We start from the raw sequence: 18,293 nt of genomic DNA, 5'->3' as shown, positions 1-18,293 counted from the left end.
CAACGCAGAGGTGGTAACTAAATACCCAATCAGGGTAAATAGTTCACTTTGACGCGGCTCTGCGCAAATAAGTGGTGAACAGAACCGGATAATTGTCCTTTTCCCCGGCGGGAACGGCATTTTCCTCGATTTTTTCAAACACGGCGGGATCGATTTCCGGAAAAAAAGTGTCGCCATCAAGCTTTACGGCCACATGGGTGACGGAAAGTTGATCGGCAAACGGCATGGCCTGACGGTAGATTTCCCCGCCACCGGCCACGAAAACCTCGTCCACACCCAGTTCCGCAGCCTTGCTTTTGCCAAGCGCGAGGGCGTCTTCAAGCGACGACACGACATCCACGCCATCAGGCCTGTAATCGGCATTGCGGCTGACGATTATGTGCGGCCGGCCCGGCAAAGGACGCTCGCCCACCGAGAGAAATGTCTTCCTCCCCATGATGAGCGGTTTGCCCATCGTCATCGCCTTGAAGCGCTTGAGGTCAGTGGAAAGCTTCCAAGGCATATCGAGGTCGCGGCCGATAACGCCGTTTTCCGACACCGCGACGATGATGGTGATGCGCGGCTCGCTCATACCGCGATCGGTGCCTTGATGGTTGAATCCGCCTCGTAGTTCTCCAGCGTAAAGTCTTCGAACTTAAAGGAGAAGAGGTCTCGCACATCCGGGTTGAGGCGCATCGTCGGCAGGGCCTTGGGGGTCCGCGTCATCTGCAATTTCGCCTGCTCGAAATGGTTGGCGTAGATATGCGCGTCACCAAGCGTATGGACGAAATCGCCGGGCTTCAGCCCCGTGACCTGCGCCACCATCAGCGTCAGAAGTGCGTAGGAAGCAATATTGAAAGGCACGCCGAGGAAAATATCGGCCGAGCGCTGGTAAAGCTGGCAGGACAGCTTTCCATCCGAAACATAGAACTGGAACAGGCAATGGCAGGGCGGCAGCGCCATCTCGTCCACCAGCGCCGGGTTCCAGGCCGAAACGATGTGGCGGCGGGAATTGGGATTGGTTTTGAGGGCCTCGATCAAAAGCGCGATCTGGTCGATGTGGCGGCCGTCGGGCGCCGGCCAGGAACGCCACTGTGCTCCGTAAACCGGACCCAGATCACCATTTTCATCGGCCCATTCGTCCCATATGGAAACGCCGTTTTCCTTGAGATAGGCGATATTGGTGTCGCCCTTCAGGAACCACAGGAGTTCATGGATGATCGAGCGCAGATGCAGCTTTTTGGTGGTGAGAACCGGAAAACCTTCCGCAAGATCGAAACGCATCTGGTAACCGAAGACCGAACGCGTACCCGTGCCGGTGCGATCTCCGCGGTCGGAGCCGGTGTCCATCACATGCCGGAGAAGATCGAGATATTGTTTCATGTGTTCTGCCGCCGATTCCCTGATATCAAGGGAATATAATAACACAGGGCGACAGAACCAATCACCAGCGGGTCGCTTATCCCCGCGAAAAAATCAGAGCGACTGGAGTTTGCCCAGTTCCTTGGCCACCAGATAATAAAACGTCACACGCGACTTGGAGCGGTCTGCGGCCATGGCCTTGGCGGTTGCATCGATCGCCTTGTCGGCGCTGTCATCGGTCACGCCAAGCTTCTTGCCGCACCAGTTCGCCTTCACACGCGCAAGCTCTTCCGGATCGGAAGCGGACACCAGCGATGAATCCCGGTTGCGCAGGGCAATGCCGAGATGTTTGACGATCTTGCCGACAATCGCTTCGTCGGCTGCTGCGTCGTATTTCTTCACATCTGCGAGATAGTCAGTCATGTCCACTCCTTCGTGTGTCCCCGGCCCGGTGTTGCTTGTGGTGACCGGTTGTAGGGAGAATGTGTCAGCAATCCCTCGTCGTCAAGAATTGTCTAAATTGTGGGCGGCAAACACGAAATCTTTTCATGGAATTGTCATCGGCCCCTTTTCTCGGCCAAGGGAAACGCCTATATGAAACTTGCCGGGGCAACCCGGCTATGGCGATAAACGGTCGGTGTAATAAACCTATTGGACCCGGGGGCGGTACCCGGCGCCTCCACCAAAAACCGGCGGCTTTTGAAGATGAAGGCCGGCTTTTGATGGGGGCGAAATAGGATCGACAAGGGCGTAAAGATCGAACTTTTGCTCGGCATGATACCGCCGTTATCGGGTCACAAGTGTAGTTGCAAATGACAACAACGCTAAGGAATACGCTCTCGCTGCCTAATGGCGGTGCGGGAATTCCGCTCTAAAGTCCTCACGGTTAGCCCCGTGAGGCGGGGTTCGGAGGTACCTGGCAACAGAAACCTCCACCTTCTCCATTTTGCCTGAATTGGTTATATGATAGCTGACTTGCACACAGCATCGGCTTTTCCGTTGCTGCCGTTCAGGACATTGCGTATACTTGGGTAATGCGTAGCCGCCAGGATCGAAATTGATCCCGGCTTGCGGATTACGCAAAGATTCAAAGTGTTACAGCGTCCTTGGCGCACTTGGTGCGCAGCGCTTTAAAAGACGTTCGAATAAGGGAAAGACAGGACCGCATGGGGCAGGATCATATCCGTTACGACATTCTCGCACAGGATGCCCTTCGCGGCGTTATTCGCAAAGTTTTGGGTGAAGTGGCCGCAACCGGCCGCCTGCCCGGCGACCACCATTTCTTCATAACATTTCTGACCGGCGCGCCCGGTGTGCGGATTTCGCAGCATCTCAAGTCCAAATATGCCGAGCAGATGACCATCGTCATCCAGCATCAGTTCTGGGACCTGAAAGTGACGGAGATCGGCTTTGAAATCGGCCTGTCCTTCTCGGATACGCCGGAAAAGCTGGTTGTTCCCTATAACGCCATCAGAGGTTTCTACGATCCTTCCGTCAATTTCGAGCTTGAGTTCGATGTGCCCCTGGCAGACGAGGAAGAGCTGGAAGAGGCCGAAATCACCGCCTATCCCGTTTCCAATGAGGCAAAGCCGGCTACAACGTCCGAGACGCCCAAGTCCGGCGAGGAAAAGAAGGAAGGCTCCGTCGTTTCTCTGGATGCCTTCCGCAAGAAGCAATAACGGCTTTTTGCCCGATCGCGCGAAGCTCAAGGAGACATATCCGCATGGCCGCCGATATCGTCAATCTGCGTCAGTTCCGGAAGCAGAAAGCCCGTAGCGAAAAAGAAAAACAGGCGGATCAGAACCGCCTGTTTTTCGGTCGCACCAAGTCGGAAAAAAACCTCACATCGGCCCTTAACGAAAAAGCCGCAAAGGCGCTCGATCAGGGGCGGCTTGAAAAGGACGATGACAGGACCGACAGGGATTGAAGAGCCGGCCTGCCCGGGCAAACTTTCGGAAGACCGGAAAAAACACCGCTAAACAGAGGCTTGCAGGCGCGACATGATTCAGATTCCCAACCGGACCAGCCGGAGAGATTGATCTGATGATCCGCAAGCACTCCACGACATTGCACGGCCACCGCACCAGCATTTCACTCGAGGATGCCTTCTGGGACGAGCTGAAAATCATCGCCGAAAAGCGCAAGATCAGTTTCGCCGCCCTGCTTGCGGAAATAGACGACAACCGGCCAGCCGACAGCAATCTGTCCTCATCCCTTCGGGTCCATGTTCTGAATTGGCTGAAGAGCAAGTGAGCTTACTGCAAGGTGGCATCGAAAGATGACACTGCAGCGGCGCGCACATGCGCCGGCTCATATCCAGCCATTCTCCGACTACAAACATTCTTGCCGAAAACTCATAATGTCGTGAAAGCATTCATTAAACATTAGCGCGCTAATTTGTACTGCAAGGCGCTTCAGTACTGCGTAGCCTTGCTTCCAGATTTGTTTTTCAAGCTTTTCCTTTTCATCCGCACGCCACGAGGCGACCCATGGTTTCCGCCGATTCGGGAACGAGCATCGCTGTTTCCGTCCTCTCCTCTTCATCCACCTCGTCTTCAAGCGTTGCCGAACTGAAATCGCAGATTGCCGAAAAGCAGTCAGAACTCGCCCAGACCTCCGAAGCGAAAGCACAGGAAGAACTGAAGAGTACTATTGCATCGCTGCAAGCGCAGCTCGAGGCACTCGAAAACAGCTCCGACAAATCGGCTTCCTTAAGCAACAGCGCGGACAAGCCCAGCCTGTCGGGGGAAAGCAGCAGGATCGGTACCAAGAATTTTGATGCCGACACGCCCTTCGGCGAGCGTGAAGCCTGGATTTAACAGGCTAACGGATAATTTTGGCAAAGTGGTCGAAGCGGCAGCTGTCCGGACCGCGTCAAAATTCGCCCTGAGACACGGGCTCTAACCTCTCATCAAAACGCGCCGTCGTCGCAGCAAACTTACGGATTGGCCGGAGCGTTTTCGGGCGCCAGTTGCCTGATCGCATCTTCCGTTGGAGGCACCGTCAGGGCCGGCGTTGATTGCCGCTCGGGAACAGGTTGCTGCTGCTGTTGCTGCAACCGCTCCTGCTGTTCCTTTTCCTGCCGCAGACGCTCCTCTGCCGCCGCTTTAAGGCGCGCCTCCTCTTCGGCCTTGGCCTTGGCTTCCGCCTCCACCCGTTCCTTTTCAGCCTGACGTTCAGCCGCCTGAGAACGATAAAGCGCCGTTTCACGACGCAGGCGCTGCTTCTCGAGAACGCTGGCCTGCATGGCCTCGACGCGACGGCGTTCCTTTTCGAAAGCCCGGAGTGACAGATAATTGCCGAGCGCCGAAACATCGGTCGTCAAAGCCGGTGCGGCGAGCGGACCGTTATAGTTGAGACGCAGCGACGGTTCGGCGCCAGCAACCACTTCGGCGCCGGGATTGAAGATAAGATCGAGATCGCCATTCACGGTCGATGCCGCAATATCGACCGTCGCATCTCCGGTAAGCGTCACTGGATCGATCCCGGCGCGCAAATTCTGGAAATGCAGCGCGCCGCCATTCAGGGTGAATGGCAGGGCTACGTTGCCGAGCGGTATTTCGCCCTGCCACAGGCTCTGATCCACCAGCGGCCGAACCTTTGGCGCGTCGATCGGCTGCTGTAAGCCTTCCGCCGCCTGCAGGATCGGCGGAAAGGCGCCGGGATTAAGCCCTTTGAGCACAAGCCCGCTGGCGCGCACTTCCCCCGAGCCACCTGCCGATTTCAAAATTTCACCAACGCTTTTGCCCGTCGATTCGGCGGTCAGATCGATAGCCACCCGGCCCGTCGCGACCGGGCCGTTGGCATTCGCCCACAATATCGACTCGGGATTGGCGTCGTTCACCGCAATCTTGGTGCGGAAAATGCCCGCTCCCTCGCCTGTGGACATGGCAAGCCGCCCGGTCAGCTTTCCGCCCATGAAGGTGCCGGCGATATCATCAAGCGCGAGATTGCCATCATCATGCGTGATCTTGGTCGACAGACCCGTGACCGTGCCGAAGGGACCGGCCTCGAAACTTTCCGCTTTCAGCGACAGCGAGGCCTTGAGTTGCGGGAAAGCCGGCATGGCCAGCGGCTTGGCGTTGAGCGTGCCCGTCTCCGGGTCGATCACCGGTCCGTAGATCGCATCTCCGAGCCAGGCAAGATCGACGGTCCGAAGGGCAAGATCACCGGTGACGGAATGGGGGGCCGCGCGCTGGAACGCCAGACTGCCCGAGAAGGGGTTGCCGCCCGCCTGCCCGCCGAGGGCGGAAAACGCAATCTTCTGCGCATCCACCGCCATTTTTCCGTTCGCCTTCAGCGCCATGCCACCACCAAGCTGCGGCAGGCCAACCGCGTTCATGATGAGATAGGGCTCTATATCAGCGCTTTCGAGCGCCAGATCCGCACTACCCTCGCCGAAATTGGCGGCGGCAACGGCAAAGGATCCGATCATCGAGAAATGCGTGCGCTCCGTCGAGAAACGGATATCGGTCTGGACGGGAGAACCGAGCGTGCCGTTGAGCTTGACGGAAAGCAGCCCTTCCCCGTCGGCATCGAACGGCAGGGGATCAAGCCCTGCCTGCCCGAACAGGATCGCCGTCGACTGGTTTTTCAAAACCCCTTCCAGCGACATCGCCGTATCATCGGTGATGGACAGGAAATCCGGCATCTTGGCCACGGCCGAAAGACGGCTGCCGTTGACTGTGCCGGAAACGGCGACATTGGCGCCGCCATTTTCGCTGTTGACCGAAACATCCATGGCAAGGTCGGAATTGGCGTACCACGGAGAACTCGCCGCCAGACGGCTGAGGAACGGATGACCAGGCAATTTCTGCTGCAGCATGGCGAAGAACGGCTGCATGTCCGTCGCATGCAGGTTCACCGTGCCCTTGCCCGCATATTTCAGCAACGACCCCTGCAACTGCCCTTTCGCCTTGACTTCGGCACCGGCGATATCGCCAGCCGTCATCTTTTCAAGCGAGAGAACGCCGCCCGCCATGGTGAAGGCGGTTTCCACATGATTTGCAGTCACACCGGCCATGTTGAACCGGTCGGCCTTGAACTTGGCGTCGATGCGATGGTCGAGAACAGAACTTCCGACCTGATCGCCGAGCGCCAGGCTGCCAAGCGCCTTCAGGGCGTCGAGATCGATCTCGTTACCGGCAAGATCGATCGAAAGATTGGAGGCCTTGCCGTCAGAGCGCCGTTCCAGCTTCCCCTTCAGAGAGGCGTCGCCAATGGCAAGCTCGAGATTGTCGAAACGCTGGTTCAGCGTCGTCAGCGAGACGTCGGCGGAAAAACCGGCTGCATTGAGCTGGCGGATCGCCGGATCGACAGAACCGGAAAGCCAGTTTGCCAGCCCGGATGGCTGGTTGGAGGCAACGAGCAGATTGCCGTTGAAAGCGGGACCATCCAGCAGCGTCAGGGAACCTTTGGCTTCCAGCTGCGTCCTGCCGGGCAGCGTTGCCACGGCGTTAACCACCTGCCAGCCGCTGCCATCAGGGCGCACGTCCAGCCGGATGTCACGAATTGTCGTGTCGTCGGAAACCAGCGCCGGTAGGCTGATGCTGGCCTTGCCCGGCACCGGCGGAACCGGAATGCGGGCGACCATGGCGGCAAATGCCTCGATGCGCTGGCGCACGGAGGCGGTGGGCTGGCGCGAGGTCTTGCCGGTCTGCACGACGGGCGGTGCGAAACGATTGACGTCAATCTGCTGGCCATCCGCCGTCAGCAGGAATTCCGGCTTGGCCCCGGTATCCAGCGTTGCCTCGCCGGTCACAACGTAAGGATTTTCGTTGCCACCGAGCTCCATGCGGTAGCTCGGTATGCGCACGCTTTCATTCGTCAGTTCGAAGCTGCCGCGGGTACGTGGCGACGAGAACAGCGATTGCCCGCCCTGCTGCTTCTGTTTTTGGTCTTCACGGAAACTGAAGGCGAAGGAACCGCTATAGGCGGGCTTTCCCGCAGTCGCGGCAATCGCACCGTCCAGATCGACCTCAACCGGATGTTCATCCGGCACCACACGAATCCGCAGGCCCATGCGCCCATTGGCGTAATCCGGCTCGCTGCTCGACAGCGAGAACGAGCCTGGATGCCCGTCAACGGCAGCGCGCCCTTCCGCCTTCCATGGTCCGGCCAGCGAATTGGCGGACATGTCGGCGTTAAGACCCGTCACAACACGGTTGCGGCCGGATTGCTCGTCGATGAATTCGATCTGCCCGCCTTCGATCTGCACACTTTCCAGAACCACGGTGCGGGCTGGAATTTCCGCCCGGCTGCCGCGCATCCAGTCCAGAGTGCCGTCTTTCAAAAGCCGGATCTTGGCCTTGGGTTCCTCGATGCGCATGTCGAAGATACGCGCTTCACCGGAAAGGAAAGGCGCCAGCTCGGCATCCATGGAAAAACGCGCCACCTGAATGAGCGGCGATCCGTCCGCATCCGTTCCGGCGCGCACGTCATGCAGCGTCACCGAAGGGAAAGGCAGGAGCCGGGCTTCGACGCGACCGTGCACCACCACCTTCTTGCCCAGAATGCGGCTTGCCTGATCTTCGAAATCGCGGCGGAAATCCGTCCAGTCAACGAAATAGGGAATGAGCAGCGCTGAAAACAGCACCACGGCCAGCAGTCCGCCCAGAAAAACCAGAATACGCCCGAGCACTGAACTGCTTCTCCCTTCGCGAACGCTGCAAACCTATTCTTATTTGCCTTAACGGCAAGCAGCCTTTTGTACCAATCAATTGTGAGAATGATCAGACAAGACGGAACAGTTTGCCTGGATTGAAGATATTATCGGGGTCGAGCGACGTTTTGATGGCGCGCATCACATCCAGCGCATTTCCCGCCTCTTCGGCCAGAAAACTCATCTTGCCCTGGCCGATGCCGTGTTCTCCGGTGCAGGTGCCGTCCATGGCGATGGCCCGGCGATTGAGACGCGCAACGAAAGCTTCGGTTTTGGCGACACTTTCGGCATCCTTGCCATCGAACAGGATGAGTACATGGAAATTGCCGTCGCCGGCATGACCGACGATCGGCGCCAGAAAGCCGTTTTCCTTGATATCCCGTTGCGTTTCCACCACGCAGTCCGCCAGCCGCGAAATCGGCACGCAGACATCGGTGGACAAACCGTCGAGATGCGGCGCGAGCGCCCGCGAGGCCCAATAAGCGTCATGTCGGGCCTTCCACAGCTTGTTGCGCTCGGCCGCATCGCTGGTCCAGCGGAAATCGACGCTGCCGCATTCCGCCGCGATCTCTGCAAATTGCTGCGATTGCAGGACTGCCGTCTCTTCGGTGCCGTGGAACTCCACAAACAGCGTCGGTTTTTCCGCGTAGTTCAGGCCGGAATAGGCATTGCAGGCCCGCACCTGTACTTCATCAAGCAGTTCGATGCGCGCAACCGGAATACCCATCTGGATCGTCATGATAACGGCGTCACAGGCCGCCTGAATACTGTCGAAGGTGCAGACGCCACCGGCGATCTTTTCCGGGATGCCCTGCAACCGCAGCGTAACCGAGGTCAGAACCCCAAGCGTGCCCTCGGCACCGACGAAAAGCCGCGTCAGATCGTAACCGGCCGACGACTTGCGGGCACGGCGAGCAGTGCGGATTTCCTCACCATTGGCAACAACGGCGGTAACGGCCAGCACATTGTCCTTCATCGTGCCGTAACGCACGGCATTGGTGCCGGAGGCTCGCGTGGAGGCCATGCCGCCGATAGAGGCATTGGCACCCGGATCGATCGGAAAGAACAGGCCGGTATCACGCAGATAGACGTTAAGGTCCTCGCGCGTCACACCCGGCTCCACCGTCACGTCAAGATCTTCGGCGTTTACCTCAATGATGCGATTCATCCGGCTGAAATCGATACATATTCCGCCATCAGGCGCATTGACCTGTCCTTCCAGTGAAGAGCCAGTTCCGAAGGGAATGACCGGCACCTTATAGAGCGCGCAGGCTTTCACCACGGCCTTCACGTCATCGGCGCTCTCGGCAAAAACGACACCGTCGGGCGCCTGCAAGGTCAGATAGGTGGTGGTATGGCCATGCTGCTCGCGAAACGCCTGCCCAGTCTGGAGCTTGTCACCCAGCTGCTGCTTCAGCGCTGCAAGCACCGACGCGATGCCTTCCTCGTTGCGTTTTCCCGCGACCACATCTTTCAGCGCCATCGTCCATCTCCACCGCAAGATACCGCCGTAACGGACTCGATCCGTTACGAAATTCCGTTGGGTGGTATGGGATAAGGTTAAGGCTTTGTCCAGCCGGTCAGCCGCCCGAACGGTAGGAACAACCTCCTCTCATACGGCCTTCCGCATGCACATACTGCCAGCCCTGAGCAAGCTCCAGCTCGTATACATCTTATACGTGAATTTCTTCATTGATGCTCATAAATGAATATAAATTACAACCGGAATGCGGAGCCGGGCTAGAAACGTGTCCGTATTCAAACATCAGGGTTTCAACATGACTACAATTATAAGTCAGCCCTTTGCAGGATCGAATTATTTTCGACTGCTGACCGAAAACATTCCTGAAAAAAACCGGGCAAGTAGCCCTTCCGGCGCCACGAATGGTGTTGACCCTCTGACCGCACTGCTTGCCTCCAGCGCGGACAACGAAACGGGCGACCTTACCTACGACATGAGAGGCAGGATCGACGGGAGGCCGAAGAGAGATAGTAACGATGCTGGAGAAGCAAAGAACAATGCGGCTCCAGTGGCGGATAGAGACTGGATGGAAGAGATTATCCGAACCACCAGCCTCAATCTTTCCCCGGCCTCAAGCAAACGGGATGTGTGGGGAGAGGAATTACGCTTCAACCGCGCCATGCATACCCCAGGTGTGCGGCCTGAAGACATTGTTCGCAATTTCGTTCCCGAGGGCATGACGAAAGAAAGCGTGCATGATCTAACGCCAGAGGCATATCAGGCTGAGCTAAGTAAAGCATACCACAATGCTTCCGTGCGAGAACAGAGAGAGAGTTGGGCACTCGCTGGTATCGACTATAATACCTACTGGGCTAATTTTGATAGCCCCGGCTATGCCGCCATGGGCATTCCGGGAAGCATACAGTCCTTACAGAATGCGATCGATTTTTATAACAGCACACACAAAATCGAAGCCAAAGGAGTCGATCCGAAAACCCTGACCGAGAAACAGCGGGTAGTTCTTAAAATGTTCGAAGACACCAATAACTACTGGAAAAAGCGAGCCAAAGATCAACTCGACCAGACGATTTCCAGCCTGTTCAATAGTTATGACAGAACAGGAAACCTGATTGAGACGGACGCGAACGGCAGGGTAAGCGTTGGAACCTTTGAACTATCGTATAAAGGCGTCCAGATTTATCGCCCGAACAGGAGTTAATCAGCTGCCACAATCTGCTCAGCACGTCGCGCTCTCGGGCTTGCCCATAAATTTTTATTCCGCCGCAAGCAGCTGCTTGTCCTCCTCCAGCGCCTTCCGACGCGCGGCAAGTTCCAGTTCGCGGTGGAGGCGGATTTCCTCATCGGCTTGCGGTTTGGCGAAACGGGCAATCAGCAGGTAGGAGACCGGGGTGATGTAAAGTGTCACCAGCGTGGCAAAACCCAGACCGCCAACGATAACCCAGCCGAGCGCGATGCGTGCTTCCGCCCCTGCTCCCTGCGCCAGCACCAGCGGCACGCCGCCCAAAATGGTCGCGATCATTGTCATCATCACCGGGCGCAGGCGAATGCTGGTGGCTTTTTCGATGGCCTCGCGCACGGTGGCGCCCTGGTCACGCAGATGGTTGGCGAATTCCACGATGAGAATGCCGTTCTTCGCCATCACGCCCACCAGAAGCACAAGCCCAATCTGGCTATAAACGTTGAGGCTCGATCCGGTGACGAGCAGCGCGATGACGGCGCAGGCAAGACCGAGCGGCACCGTCGACATGATGATGATCGAACTCAGGACACTTTCGAACTGCGCGGCCAGGACGAGGAAGATGATGGCGATGGCAAAACCGAAGGTCAGCAGCATGCCGCTCGAATTCTCCTCAAGCGTCGCCGCCTCGCCGAGCGGCAGAAGGCGGGCGCCGGGCGGCAGGAGGGATTGTGAGAGCTCGTTCACCTTTTCCAAAGCCTGACCGAGCGAAACGCCGTCCTTGAGATTGGCGGTAAAGCCGACGGAGGGAAGCTGCTGCTCGCGGTTCAGCTGCGGCGCCACCGCATTTTCCTTCAGGGTGGCAATGACCGACATCGGCACGATCTTGCCGTCACCCGTTTTCAGGAAGACGTTTTCCAGATCGGTCGGGTCATTGATCGGCCGGGTGGAGGACAGCAGCCGGACCGGGATTGCATCCCCATCCACGAAGACGTCGACAACCGAACGTCCTTCCAGCAGCGATTGCATGGCGCGTGACAGGCCGGTGATATCAATGCCTAGATCGGAGGCGCGCTCACGGTCGATGGAGACGGATAGCTGCGCCTGGTTGGGCTCGTTGTCCAAACGCGGCGTTTCGAACAGGCCGCTTTCCTCCATGGAAAGCAGTAGTTTCTGCGTCGCAGCTGTCAGTGCCTGATAATTGCTGCCGACCATTGCCATCTGCAGGCCGTTGCCCGCACCGCGAATGCGCAGGCTGTTCGGCTGCATGGCGTTGCCGCGCAGCGCCGGCACCTTGTTGGCGGCAGCGGTAACATCGGCGGCAATCTGGTTCTGCGTGCGGTCGCGATCAGCCCACGGCGCCAGCGTCAGCACCAGAAAACCGGTGTTGGAGGAACCGTTCATACCGGTGATAGAGTAAATATTGCGGATTTCACCGCTATCGCGCAGTGGCTGGAGATTTTCCTCGATCCGCTGCAACTGGTCGCGCGTATAGTCGAGGCTGACACCCTGCGGCGCTGTCACACGCATCATCACCGAGGCGCGGTCCTCGCGCGGCGTCAGTTCGTTCTGGATCATGCCGAAGGCAATCCAAGACAGGCCCGAAAAGACGAGCGCAACGATGATGACGATGAGCGGGTTGTTGAGGCAGGCGGAAAGCGTCTTCTTGTAGGTGGAGGCAAAGACATTGCCGAACCACGCCAGCGGTCCCGTGGGTTCCTTCAATCCGTCTTTCAGCATCCGCGAAGCGAGCATCGGACAAAGCGTCAGGGCCACGATGGAGGAAAGACCGACAGCGAAGGCGAGAACGAAACCGAATTCACGGAAAAGGCCACCCAGCTGGCCCGGCAGGAAGGAGAGCGGAATGAACACTGCGGCAAGGGTCGCCGTCGTCGCAATCACCGCGAAGAACACTTCCTGCGTGCCGAGAACAGCGGCAGCGCGCGGCCCCATGCCCTCGGCACGGCGGCGCACGATATTTTCCAGCACCACGATCGCATCATCGACCACCAGACCCGTCGCCAGAACGATGGCGAGCAGCGTAAGGATGTTAATCGAGAATCCGACCATGTAGATGGCGATGATCGTGCCGATCAAAGCCACCGGCATGGTGATCGCCGGAATGAGTGTTGCCCGCCAGTCACGCAGGAACAGGTAGAGCACCACAACCACGATCAGCGCGGAAAGACCAAGCGCCAGTTCCACCTCGTGCAACGCGCCTTCGATGAAGACGGCGTCGTCACTGGTCACCACGATGCGCGTACCCTGCGGCAGGTTGGCCGACATGGCCTCGACGGCAGCCTTCACGCCGGTGGAGATATTGAGCGTATTGGACTGCGCCTGCCGGATGACGCCGAGACCCACGCCCTGCACACCATTGGACCGCAGCGAGGTGGATTCGTCATCCGCACCCAGCATCACGGTTGCCACATCGCGCAGGCGGATATTGTCCTTGATCAGAAGGTTGGAAAAATCCTCAGGCTTCGTGAGGCTCGCGGTCGCGCGCACGACGATGTCCTGCGTCGAACTTTTCAGCGATCCCGCCGGCACATCAAGCGCGGCACTGGCCAGCGCGGTGGAAATATCCGTCACCGTCAGACCACGGCTGGCAAGTGCGGCCTGATTGAGATCGACGCGGAAGACTTTTTCCTGATCGCCGTAAAGCTCCACATCCGCCACGCCATCGACGGCGGCAAGGCGGTCGATGACTTCGTCATCCACCAGCTTGGTCAGATCTTCCATGCTGAGCGTGGACGAAGTGACGGCAAGACGCATGATCGGCTGGCTGTCGGAATCCGCCTTGATGATCTGCGGCTCGTCAGCATCATCAGGCAACTGGTTGGTTACGCGGCCAATGGCATCGCGCACATCGTTTGCGGCAACGGCCATATCGACATTGTCGCCGAATTCCATCGTTACGCGGCTGGTGCCGAATTGCGAATTGGAGGAGATGGACTTGACGCCACTGACGCGCGCAACAGCCCCCTCAATGGTCTGCGTCACTTCCTGATCGATGGTTTCGGGCGCCGCACCTTCATAGGTCGTCCTGACGCTGATGGACGGCCGGTCCACATCCGGCAACTCGCGCACCTCAACGCCAACCAGCGCGGCAAGGCCGGCAACCACAAGCAACGTATTGAGAACCGCTGCCAGAATGGGCCGGCGAACGAACAGTGCGGTGAAGGCGAGCTTGGAATCCTGACCCGAAGGCGACTGAGTCGTCATTGGCTGGCAACCTCCTCGGGCTTCGGCTGGCTTGCGACACGGACGGCACCACCCTCCCGCACCCGCTGCAATCCTTCGGTCACGACCTGATCGCCTTCCGCCAGTTCCGCTTTCACGAGAACGGCATCGGGGTTACGCTGCACGATCTGCACCCGCACCTTGGCCGATTTATTGTCGGTCACGCGCCAGACATAGGAACCTTCGGCATCCCACTGCACGGCCAGCGGATCGACGGAGGCATAGGTCTCTCCGGCAAAACGCATGGTGACGCCGAAGGACATACCGGCCCGAAGCTCATCCTTGTCGTTAGCAAACCGTGCCCGGATGCGGATGGTACGGCTTGCGGCGTCGACACGGTTGTCGACGGCCTCGACCTCACCTTTGAACGTCTCGCCGGGGCGTGAAATCGAGGTGGCCTCTACAGGCATTCCGACGGTAATTGCAGTTACGAACCGTTCCGGCGCCCAGAAATTGACCAGAATTTGAGAACGGTCATCAATGCCGACGATTGTTGATTGCGTGGTGACATTGTCGCCGATATTGGCGGCCACGATCCCGACAACACCCTCAATCGGTGCGACGATGTCGCGGCGCCTGAGGTTCAGCTCGGCGGTGCTCAGTGCAAGCTTGGCGGCTTCCTCGGCAATCTGCGCGTCCAGCACATCAAGGCGGGATACGGATTTCAGGTTACTGTAGGAACTCGATTTTTCGACGGCGCTGCGTAGCGCAACCTGCGCCTTGTCCCGCTCGATCACCTGCTCCTCGTCATCGAGCCGCGCGAGCACCTGCCCCTTTACGACGCGGGCGCCGGATGAAATGCGGATTTCCGAAAGCGTGCCTGATGTCTGCGGCATGACGACGACCGACTGGATGGCCTCGCCACTGCCGATGGCGTTCAGCCTGTCATTGACCGTGCCCTTCTTGACCGGGGCCATCGCCACCAGGGTCGCATTGCCATCGCGGCGTGCGGCGCCGGCATTTTGGCCGGATGACGAACCGGGTGTTCTGGCACCGGATGCGGCAACCTCGACCGCGCCAACAGGTGTTTTGCCGATGCCGATACCCGCGAGCAGATTCCGCGCTTCGGGTGAATAAAACCCCCAAAGACAGAGTCCTGCTCCCGCTACAGCAAGACAGACACCCACCTGTTTCCACACCCGCATACAATTCTCCGATTATCCGCACAGCATAAACCCGCCCCGAAAAGAGCTTTTCGGAACGGTAGAAGTATTCCCGCATGCCCTAACGAAGGCAACGCACAAATCCGTTCCTTACATAATTGTAATTTGTGATGAATTGTCGTCGAAAGCGCACTGACGGCCATTTCTGTCGCAAACATTCGCCAATACGGTAATCTGCAGCTGAAATAGCCATGACCGGAGGAATGCATGAGCACCGTAACGAAAGCCGAAAATGCCGAAGCCAACCCGCGCGTCAAGGCTGTGTTCGACGATATCCGCACAACGCGGAAATCGGATTTCATCAACAATATGTGGCTCTACCTCGCCTTCGACCCCGATCTTCTGGAAAAGACCTGGGCCGAGGTCAAGGCGGTGATGGCCACACCTTCAGCGCTCGATCCGCTGGTGAAGGAAATGCTTTATATCGCCGTTTCCGTCACCAATGGCTGCTCCTACTGCGCCCACTCCCATACCGCAGCTGCAAAAGCCAAGGGCATGACGGGCGAACAGCATGCCGATCTCATGCGCGTCATCGCCCTTGCCGCCAAGACCAACCAACTGGCCGTGGCGCTGCAATTGCCGGTGGACACGGCTTTTGATGCCGACAGGCGGGCCTGAGACGAAAAAACGTCTTGGAATAGGCGTTTTGACGGATGATACCGGAATAAAAGCAGAACACGGTTCTAGCCTTTATATCCCGAATCACTACATTGGGCCGCATGAGCAACAGTTTTGACGATATGCCGTTCTTCGACGAAGAACCTGAGGCGCCGCGCAAGGCGACGAACAATGCCGATGCAGGCAACGCCGGCGGGCTTGGCATTGCCGCGCGCGCCATGGCGGCACGCGATCAGGCCCGGCCCACGCCCGACTATCTGTCCGGTCTCAACCCGGAACAGCGCGAAGCCGTGGAGACACTGGACGGCGCGGTTCTGGTGCTTGCGGGCGCCGGCACCGGCAAGACCCGCGTTCTCACCACCCGCATCGCCCATATTCTGGCGACCGGACGCGCCTATCCCAGCCAGATTCTGGCCGTGACCTTCACCAACAAGGCCGCCCGCGAGATGAAGGAACGTATTGGCGTTCTGGTCGGCGGCGCGGTTGAGGGCATGCCCTGGCTCGGCACTTTCCACTCCATCGGTGTCAAGCTCCTGCGTCGCCATGCCGAACTCATCGGCCTGAAGTCTGATTTCACCATTCTCGACACCGACGATGTGGTGCGGCTGATCAAACAGCTTATCCAGGCCGAAGGTCTTGATGACAAGCGCTGGCCGGCCAAACAATTCGCCGGCATGATTGACGGCTGGAAGAACAAGGGACTGACACCGCCGGATATTCCCGAGGGCGATTCCCGCGCCTTTGCCAATGGCAAGGGCCGCGAACTTTACACGGCCTATCAGAACCGGCTGAAAACGCTGAACGCCTGCGATTTCGGCGATCTTCTGCTGCACCCCATCAGCATCTTCCGCCGCAATCCCGATATTCTGAAGGAGTACCACCAGAAATTCCGCTACATTCTGGTGGACGAGTATCAGGACACCAATACGGCGCAATATATGTGGCTCAGGCTTCTTGCCCAGCGCCCCAAAGGCGAGCCGCAAAACGTCTGCTGCGTCGGCGACGACGACCAGTCGATCTATGGCTGGCGCGGCGCCGAAGTGGACAACATCCTGCGCTTCGACAAGGATTTTCCCGGCGCCAAGGTCATCAAGCTGGAGCGTAACTATCGCTCCACCGAGCATATTCTGGGCACCGCCGGCCATCTGATCGCCCATAATGAAGGGCGTCTCGGCAAGACCCTGTTCACCGAGCGCAGCAGCCCCGACGATGAGAAGGTCGTGGTGCATGCGGCCTGGGATTCCGAAGAGGAAGCCCGCGCCGTCGGTGAAGAAATCGAGCAGCTTCAGCGCAAGAACCACAAGCTGAACGACATGGCCATTCTCGTTCGCGCCTCCTTCCAGATGCGCGAGTTCGAAGACCGTTTCGTCACGCTTGGCCTCAATTACCGCGTGATCGGCGGTCCGCGCTTCTACGAGCGTCTCGAAATCCGCGATGCCATGGCCTATTTTCGCCTTGTCTGCCAGCCGGCCGACGATCTGGCCTTCGAGCGCATCGTCAACACCCCCAAGCGCGGCTTGGGCGACACGACCATCCGCAATCTGCATGATTACGCCCGCGCCCGCGACATTCCGATGCTGGCGGCAGCGACCGACATCATCGAGACCGACGAGCTGAAACCGAAAGCGCGCAAGGCGCTGTTCGACGTGGTGCAGGATTTCCGCCGCTGGCAGGGGCTTCTGGAAAACACCGAACACACCACGCTTGCCGAGCAGATCCTGGACGAAAGCGGCTATACTGCCATGTGGCAGGCCGACAAGACGGCGGAAGCGCCCGGCCGACTGGAAAACCTGAAGGAACTCATCCGCTCGATGGAGGCCTTCGAGAGCCTGCGCGGTTTCCTCGAGCATGTCGCGCTCGTCATGGATGCCGAGCAGAACGAAAATCTCGATGCCGTCTCCATCATGACGCTGCATTCCGCCAAGGGGCTGGAATTCGACACCGTCTTCCTTCCCGGTTGGGAAGAAGGTCTGTTCCCGCACCAGCGGGCGCTGGACGAAGGCGGCCGCTCCGGTCTGGAGGAAGAACGTCGTCTCGCCTACGTCGGCATCACCCGCGCCAAGAAGCTATGCCATATCTGGTTCGTATCGAACCGGCGTATCCATGGTCTGTGGCAATCCACCCTGCCCTCGCGTTTTCTCGATGAACTGCCGCCAGCGCACGTGGATGTCGCGGCATCCGACAGCAATTACGGTGGTTACGGCGGACGCGGCGGTTATGGCCAGTCCCGTTTCGACAAGGCGGAGCCCTTCGCCAACAACTACTCCACCCCCGGCTGGAAACGTGCCCAGGCCAACAAGTCCGACGCGACCCGCGATAACTGGGGCACACGCTCCGGCCATGCGGTCGAGAGGATTGGTTATGGCGAAAGCGGGCCCCGCGCCCGCACGATCGACGGCGAACTGGTGGCCAAATCGGTTGCCGACACACCGTCGAAATTCGTGGTCGGAGACCGCGTTTTCCATATCAAATTCGGCAATGGCAACATCTCCGCCATCGAGGGTAACAAACTGACCATCGATTTTGACCGCGCCGGACAAAAGCGTGTGCTGGATGGATTTGTGGAAAAGGTTTGATTCGGCAACTATGAGTGCACGAACGCAGCTT

General features: G+C 58.5%; 14 protein-coding genes and 1 other RNA gene. 8 read left to right on the top strand and 7 right to left on the bottom strand.

Features of this window, described 5'->3' with window-relative positions:
• Nucleotides 1-43 precede the first annotated feature (43 nt).
• The 3 genes from ACQZ45_RS11365 to ACQZ45_RS11355 form a co-directional block, all read right to left on the bottom strand.
• A complete protein-coding gene (locus tag ACQZ45_RS11365; RefSeq protein WP_019565314.1) occupies nt 44-571 on the bottom strand; it encodes a dihydrofolate reductase in 528 nt (175 codons plus the stop codon).
• Complete coding sequence (locus ACQZ45_RS11360) at nt 568-1,362, bottom strand: thymidylate synthase (RefSeq protein ID WP_013636479.1); 795 nt, start codon at nt 1,360-1,362, stop codon at nt 568-570. Before ACQZ45_RS11360 ends, ACQZ45_RS11365 begins: the two co-directional genes overlap by 4 nt.
• 93 nt (nt 1,363-1,455) lie before the next feature.
• On the bottom strand, nt 1,456-1,764 hold the full coding sequence (locus ACQZ45_RS11355; protein WP_003513125.1) for a DUF2853 family protein: 309 nt from the start codon (nt 1,762-1,764) through the stop codon (nt 1,456-1,458).
• Nucleotides 1,765-1,905: 141 nt separating this feature from the next.
• Here ACQZ45_RS11355 and ssrA point away from each other — a divergent pair.
• The 5 genes from ssrA to ACQZ45_RS11330 all read left to right on the top strand — a co-directional run bounded on the left by ssrA (nt 1,906) and on the right by ACQZ45_RS11330 (nt 4,160).
• Nucleotides 1,906-2,278, top strand: a transfer-messenger RNA (tmRNA) gene (ssrA, locus tag ACQZ45_RS11350).
• A 229-nt stretch (nt 2,279-2,507) separates the two neighbouring features.
• Nucleotides 2,508-3,020: an SspB family protein gene (locus ACQZ45_RS11345; protein ID WP_448742247.1), complete on the top strand. Its 513-nt coding sequence runs from the start codon at nt 2,508-2,510 to the stop codon at nt 3,018-3,020.
• Between the two features lie 44 nt (nt 3,021-3,064).
• Nucleotides 3,065-3,268: a DUF4169 family protein gene (locus tag ACQZ45_RS11340; RefSeq protein WP_113291167.1), complete on the top strand. Its 204-nt coding sequence runs from the start codon at nt 3,065-3,067 to the stop codon at nt 3,266-3,268.
• A 116-nt stretch (nt 3,269-3,384) separates the two neighbouring features.
• Nucleotides 3,385-3,594 (top strand): ribbon-helix-helix domain-containing protein, encoded by a 210-nt coding sequence (locus ACQZ45_RS11335; RefSeq protein WP_013636481.1) that lies wholly within the window; start codon nt 3,385-3,387, stop codon nt 3,592-3,594.
• Nucleotides 3,595-3,830: 236 nt separating this feature from the next.
• On the top strand, nt 3,831-4,160 hold the full coding sequence (locus ACQZ45_RS11330) for a hypothetical protein (RefSeq protein ID WP_113291168.1): 330 nt from the start codon (nt 3,831-3,833) through the stop codon (nt 4,158-4,160).
• A gap of 119 nt (nt 4,161-4,279) precedes the next feature.
• Here the strand turns inward: ACQZ45_RS11330 and ACQZ45_RS11325 are convergent, their stop codons facing one another.
• Nucleotides 4,280-7,981 (bottom strand): AsmA family protein, encoded by a 3,702-nt coding sequence (locus ACQZ45_RS11325; RefSeq protein WP_113291169.1) that lies wholly within the window; start codon nt 7,979-7,981, stop codon nt 4,280-4,282.
• Nucleotides 7,982-8,072: 91 nt separating this feature from the next.
• Entirely contained in the window at nt 8,073-9,485 is a 1,413-nt protein-coding gene (locus tag ACQZ45_RS11320; protein WP_113291170.1) for an FAD-linked oxidase C-terminal domain-containing protein, read from the bottom strand.
• A 295-nt stretch (nt 9,486-9,780) separates the two neighbouring features.
• Here ACQZ45_RS11320 and ACQZ45_RS11315 point away from each other — a divergent pair, with 295 nt between their 5' ends.
• Nucleotides 9,781-10,683: a hypothetical protein gene (locus tag ACQZ45_RS11315; RefSeq protein ID WP_162736127.1), complete on the top strand. Its 903-nt coding sequence runs from the start codon at nt 9,781-9,783 to the stop codon at nt 10,681-10,683.
• A 54-nt stretch (nt 10,684-10,737) separates the two neighbouring features.
• Here ACQZ45_RS11315 and ACQZ45_RS11310 read toward each other — a convergent pair whose 3' ends face one another.
• Both ACQZ45_RS11310 and ACQZ45_RS11305 read right to left on the bottom strand, forming a co-directional pair.
• On the bottom strand, nt 10,738-13,887 hold the full coding sequence (locus ACQZ45_RS11310) for an efflux RND transporter permease subunit (protein WP_003513144.1): 3,150 nt from the start codon (nt 13,885-13,887) through the stop codon (nt 10,738-10,740).
• On the bottom strand, nt 13,884-15,050 hold the full coding sequence (locus ACQZ45_RS11305; RefSeq protein WP_112153275.1) for an efflux RND transporter periplasmic adaptor subunit: 1,167 nt from the start codon (nt 15,048-15,050) through the stop codon (nt 13,884-13,886). The genes ACQZ45_RS11310 and ACQZ45_RS11305 overlap by 4 nt, the downstream gene beginning before the upstream one ends.
• A gap of 225 nt (nt 15,051-15,275) precedes the next feature.
• Here ACQZ45_RS11305 and ACQZ45_RS11300 point away from each other — a divergent pair, with 225 nt between their 5' ends.
• Both ACQZ45_RS11300 and ACQZ45_RS11295 read left to right on the top strand, forming a co-directional pair.
• On the top strand, nt 15,276-15,686 hold the full coding sequence (locus tag ACQZ45_RS11300) for a carboxymuconolactone decarboxylase family protein (protein ID WP_112682107.1): 411 nt from the start codon (nt 15,276-15,278) through the stop codon (nt 15,684-15,686).
• A gap of 101 nt (nt 15,687-15,787) precedes the next feature.
• Nucleotides 15,788-18,262 (top strand): ATP-dependent helicase, encoded by a 2,475-nt coding sequence (locus ACQZ45_RS11295; RefSeq protein WP_025594016.1) that lies wholly within the window; start codon nt 15,788-15,790, stop codon nt 18,260-18,262.
• The last annotated feature ends 31 nt before the right edge of the window (nt 18,263-18,293 follow it).

This window comes from Agrobacterium sp. 16-2014-1-2a (genome assembly GCF_053522705.1).
Note: the sequence above shows the minus strand (reverse complement) of the source record. Positions and strands in the feature narration are given on the sequence as shown.

Coding starts and splice junctions, on each gene's coding strand:
- ACQZ45_RS11315 (WP_162736127.1), top strand. CDS start 9,781: ATGACTACAATTATAAGTCAGCCCTTTGCAGGATCGAATTATTTTCGA.
- ACQZ45_RS11300 (WP_112682107.1), top strand. CDS start 15,276: ATGAGCACCGTAACGAAAGCCGAAAATGCCGAAGCCAACCCGCGCGTC.
- ACQZ45_RS11355 (WP_003513125.1), bottom strand. CDS start 1,764: ATGACTGACTATCTCGCAGATGTGAAGAAATACGACGCAGCAGCCGAC.
- ACQZ45_RS11345 (WP_448742247.1), top strand. CDS start 2,508: ATGGGGCAGGATCATATCCGTTACGACATTCTCGCACAGGATGCCCTT.
- ACQZ45_RS11295 (WP_025594016.1), top strand. CDS start 15,788: ATGAGCAACAGTTTTGACGATATGCCGTTCTTCGACGAAGAACCTGAG.
- ACQZ45_RS11360 (WP_013636479.1), bottom strand. CDS start 1,362: ATGAAACAATATCTCGATCTTCTCCGGCATGTGATGGACACCGGCTCC.
- ACQZ45_RS11305 (WP_112153275.1), bottom strand. CDS start 15,050: ATGCGGGTGTGGAAACAGGTGGGTGTCTGTCTTGCTGTAGCGGGAGCA.
- ACQZ45_RS11310 (WP_003513144.1), bottom strand. CDS start 13,887: ATGACGACTCAGTCGCCTTCGGGTCAGGATTCCAAGCTCGCCTTCACC.
- ACQZ45_RS11365 (WP_019565314.1), bottom strand. CDS start 571: ATGAGCGAGCCGCGCATCACCATCATCGTCGCGGTGTCGGAAAACGGC.
- ACQZ45_RS11320 (WP_113291170.1), bottom strand. CDS start 9,485: ATGGCGCTGAAAGATGTGGTCGCGGGAAAACGCAACGAGGAAGGCATC.
- ACQZ45_RS11330 (WP_113291168.1), top strand. CDS start 3,831: ATGGTTTCCGCCGATTCGGGAACGAGCATCGCTGTTTCCGTCCTCTCC.
- ACQZ45_RS11335 (WP_013636481.1), top strand. CDS start 3,385: ATGATCCGCAAGCACTCCACGACATTGCACGGCCACCGCACCAGCATT.
- ACQZ45_RS11340 (WP_113291167.1), top strand. CDS start 3,065: ATGGCCGCCGATATCGTCAATCTGCGTCAGTTCCGGAAGCAGAAAGCC.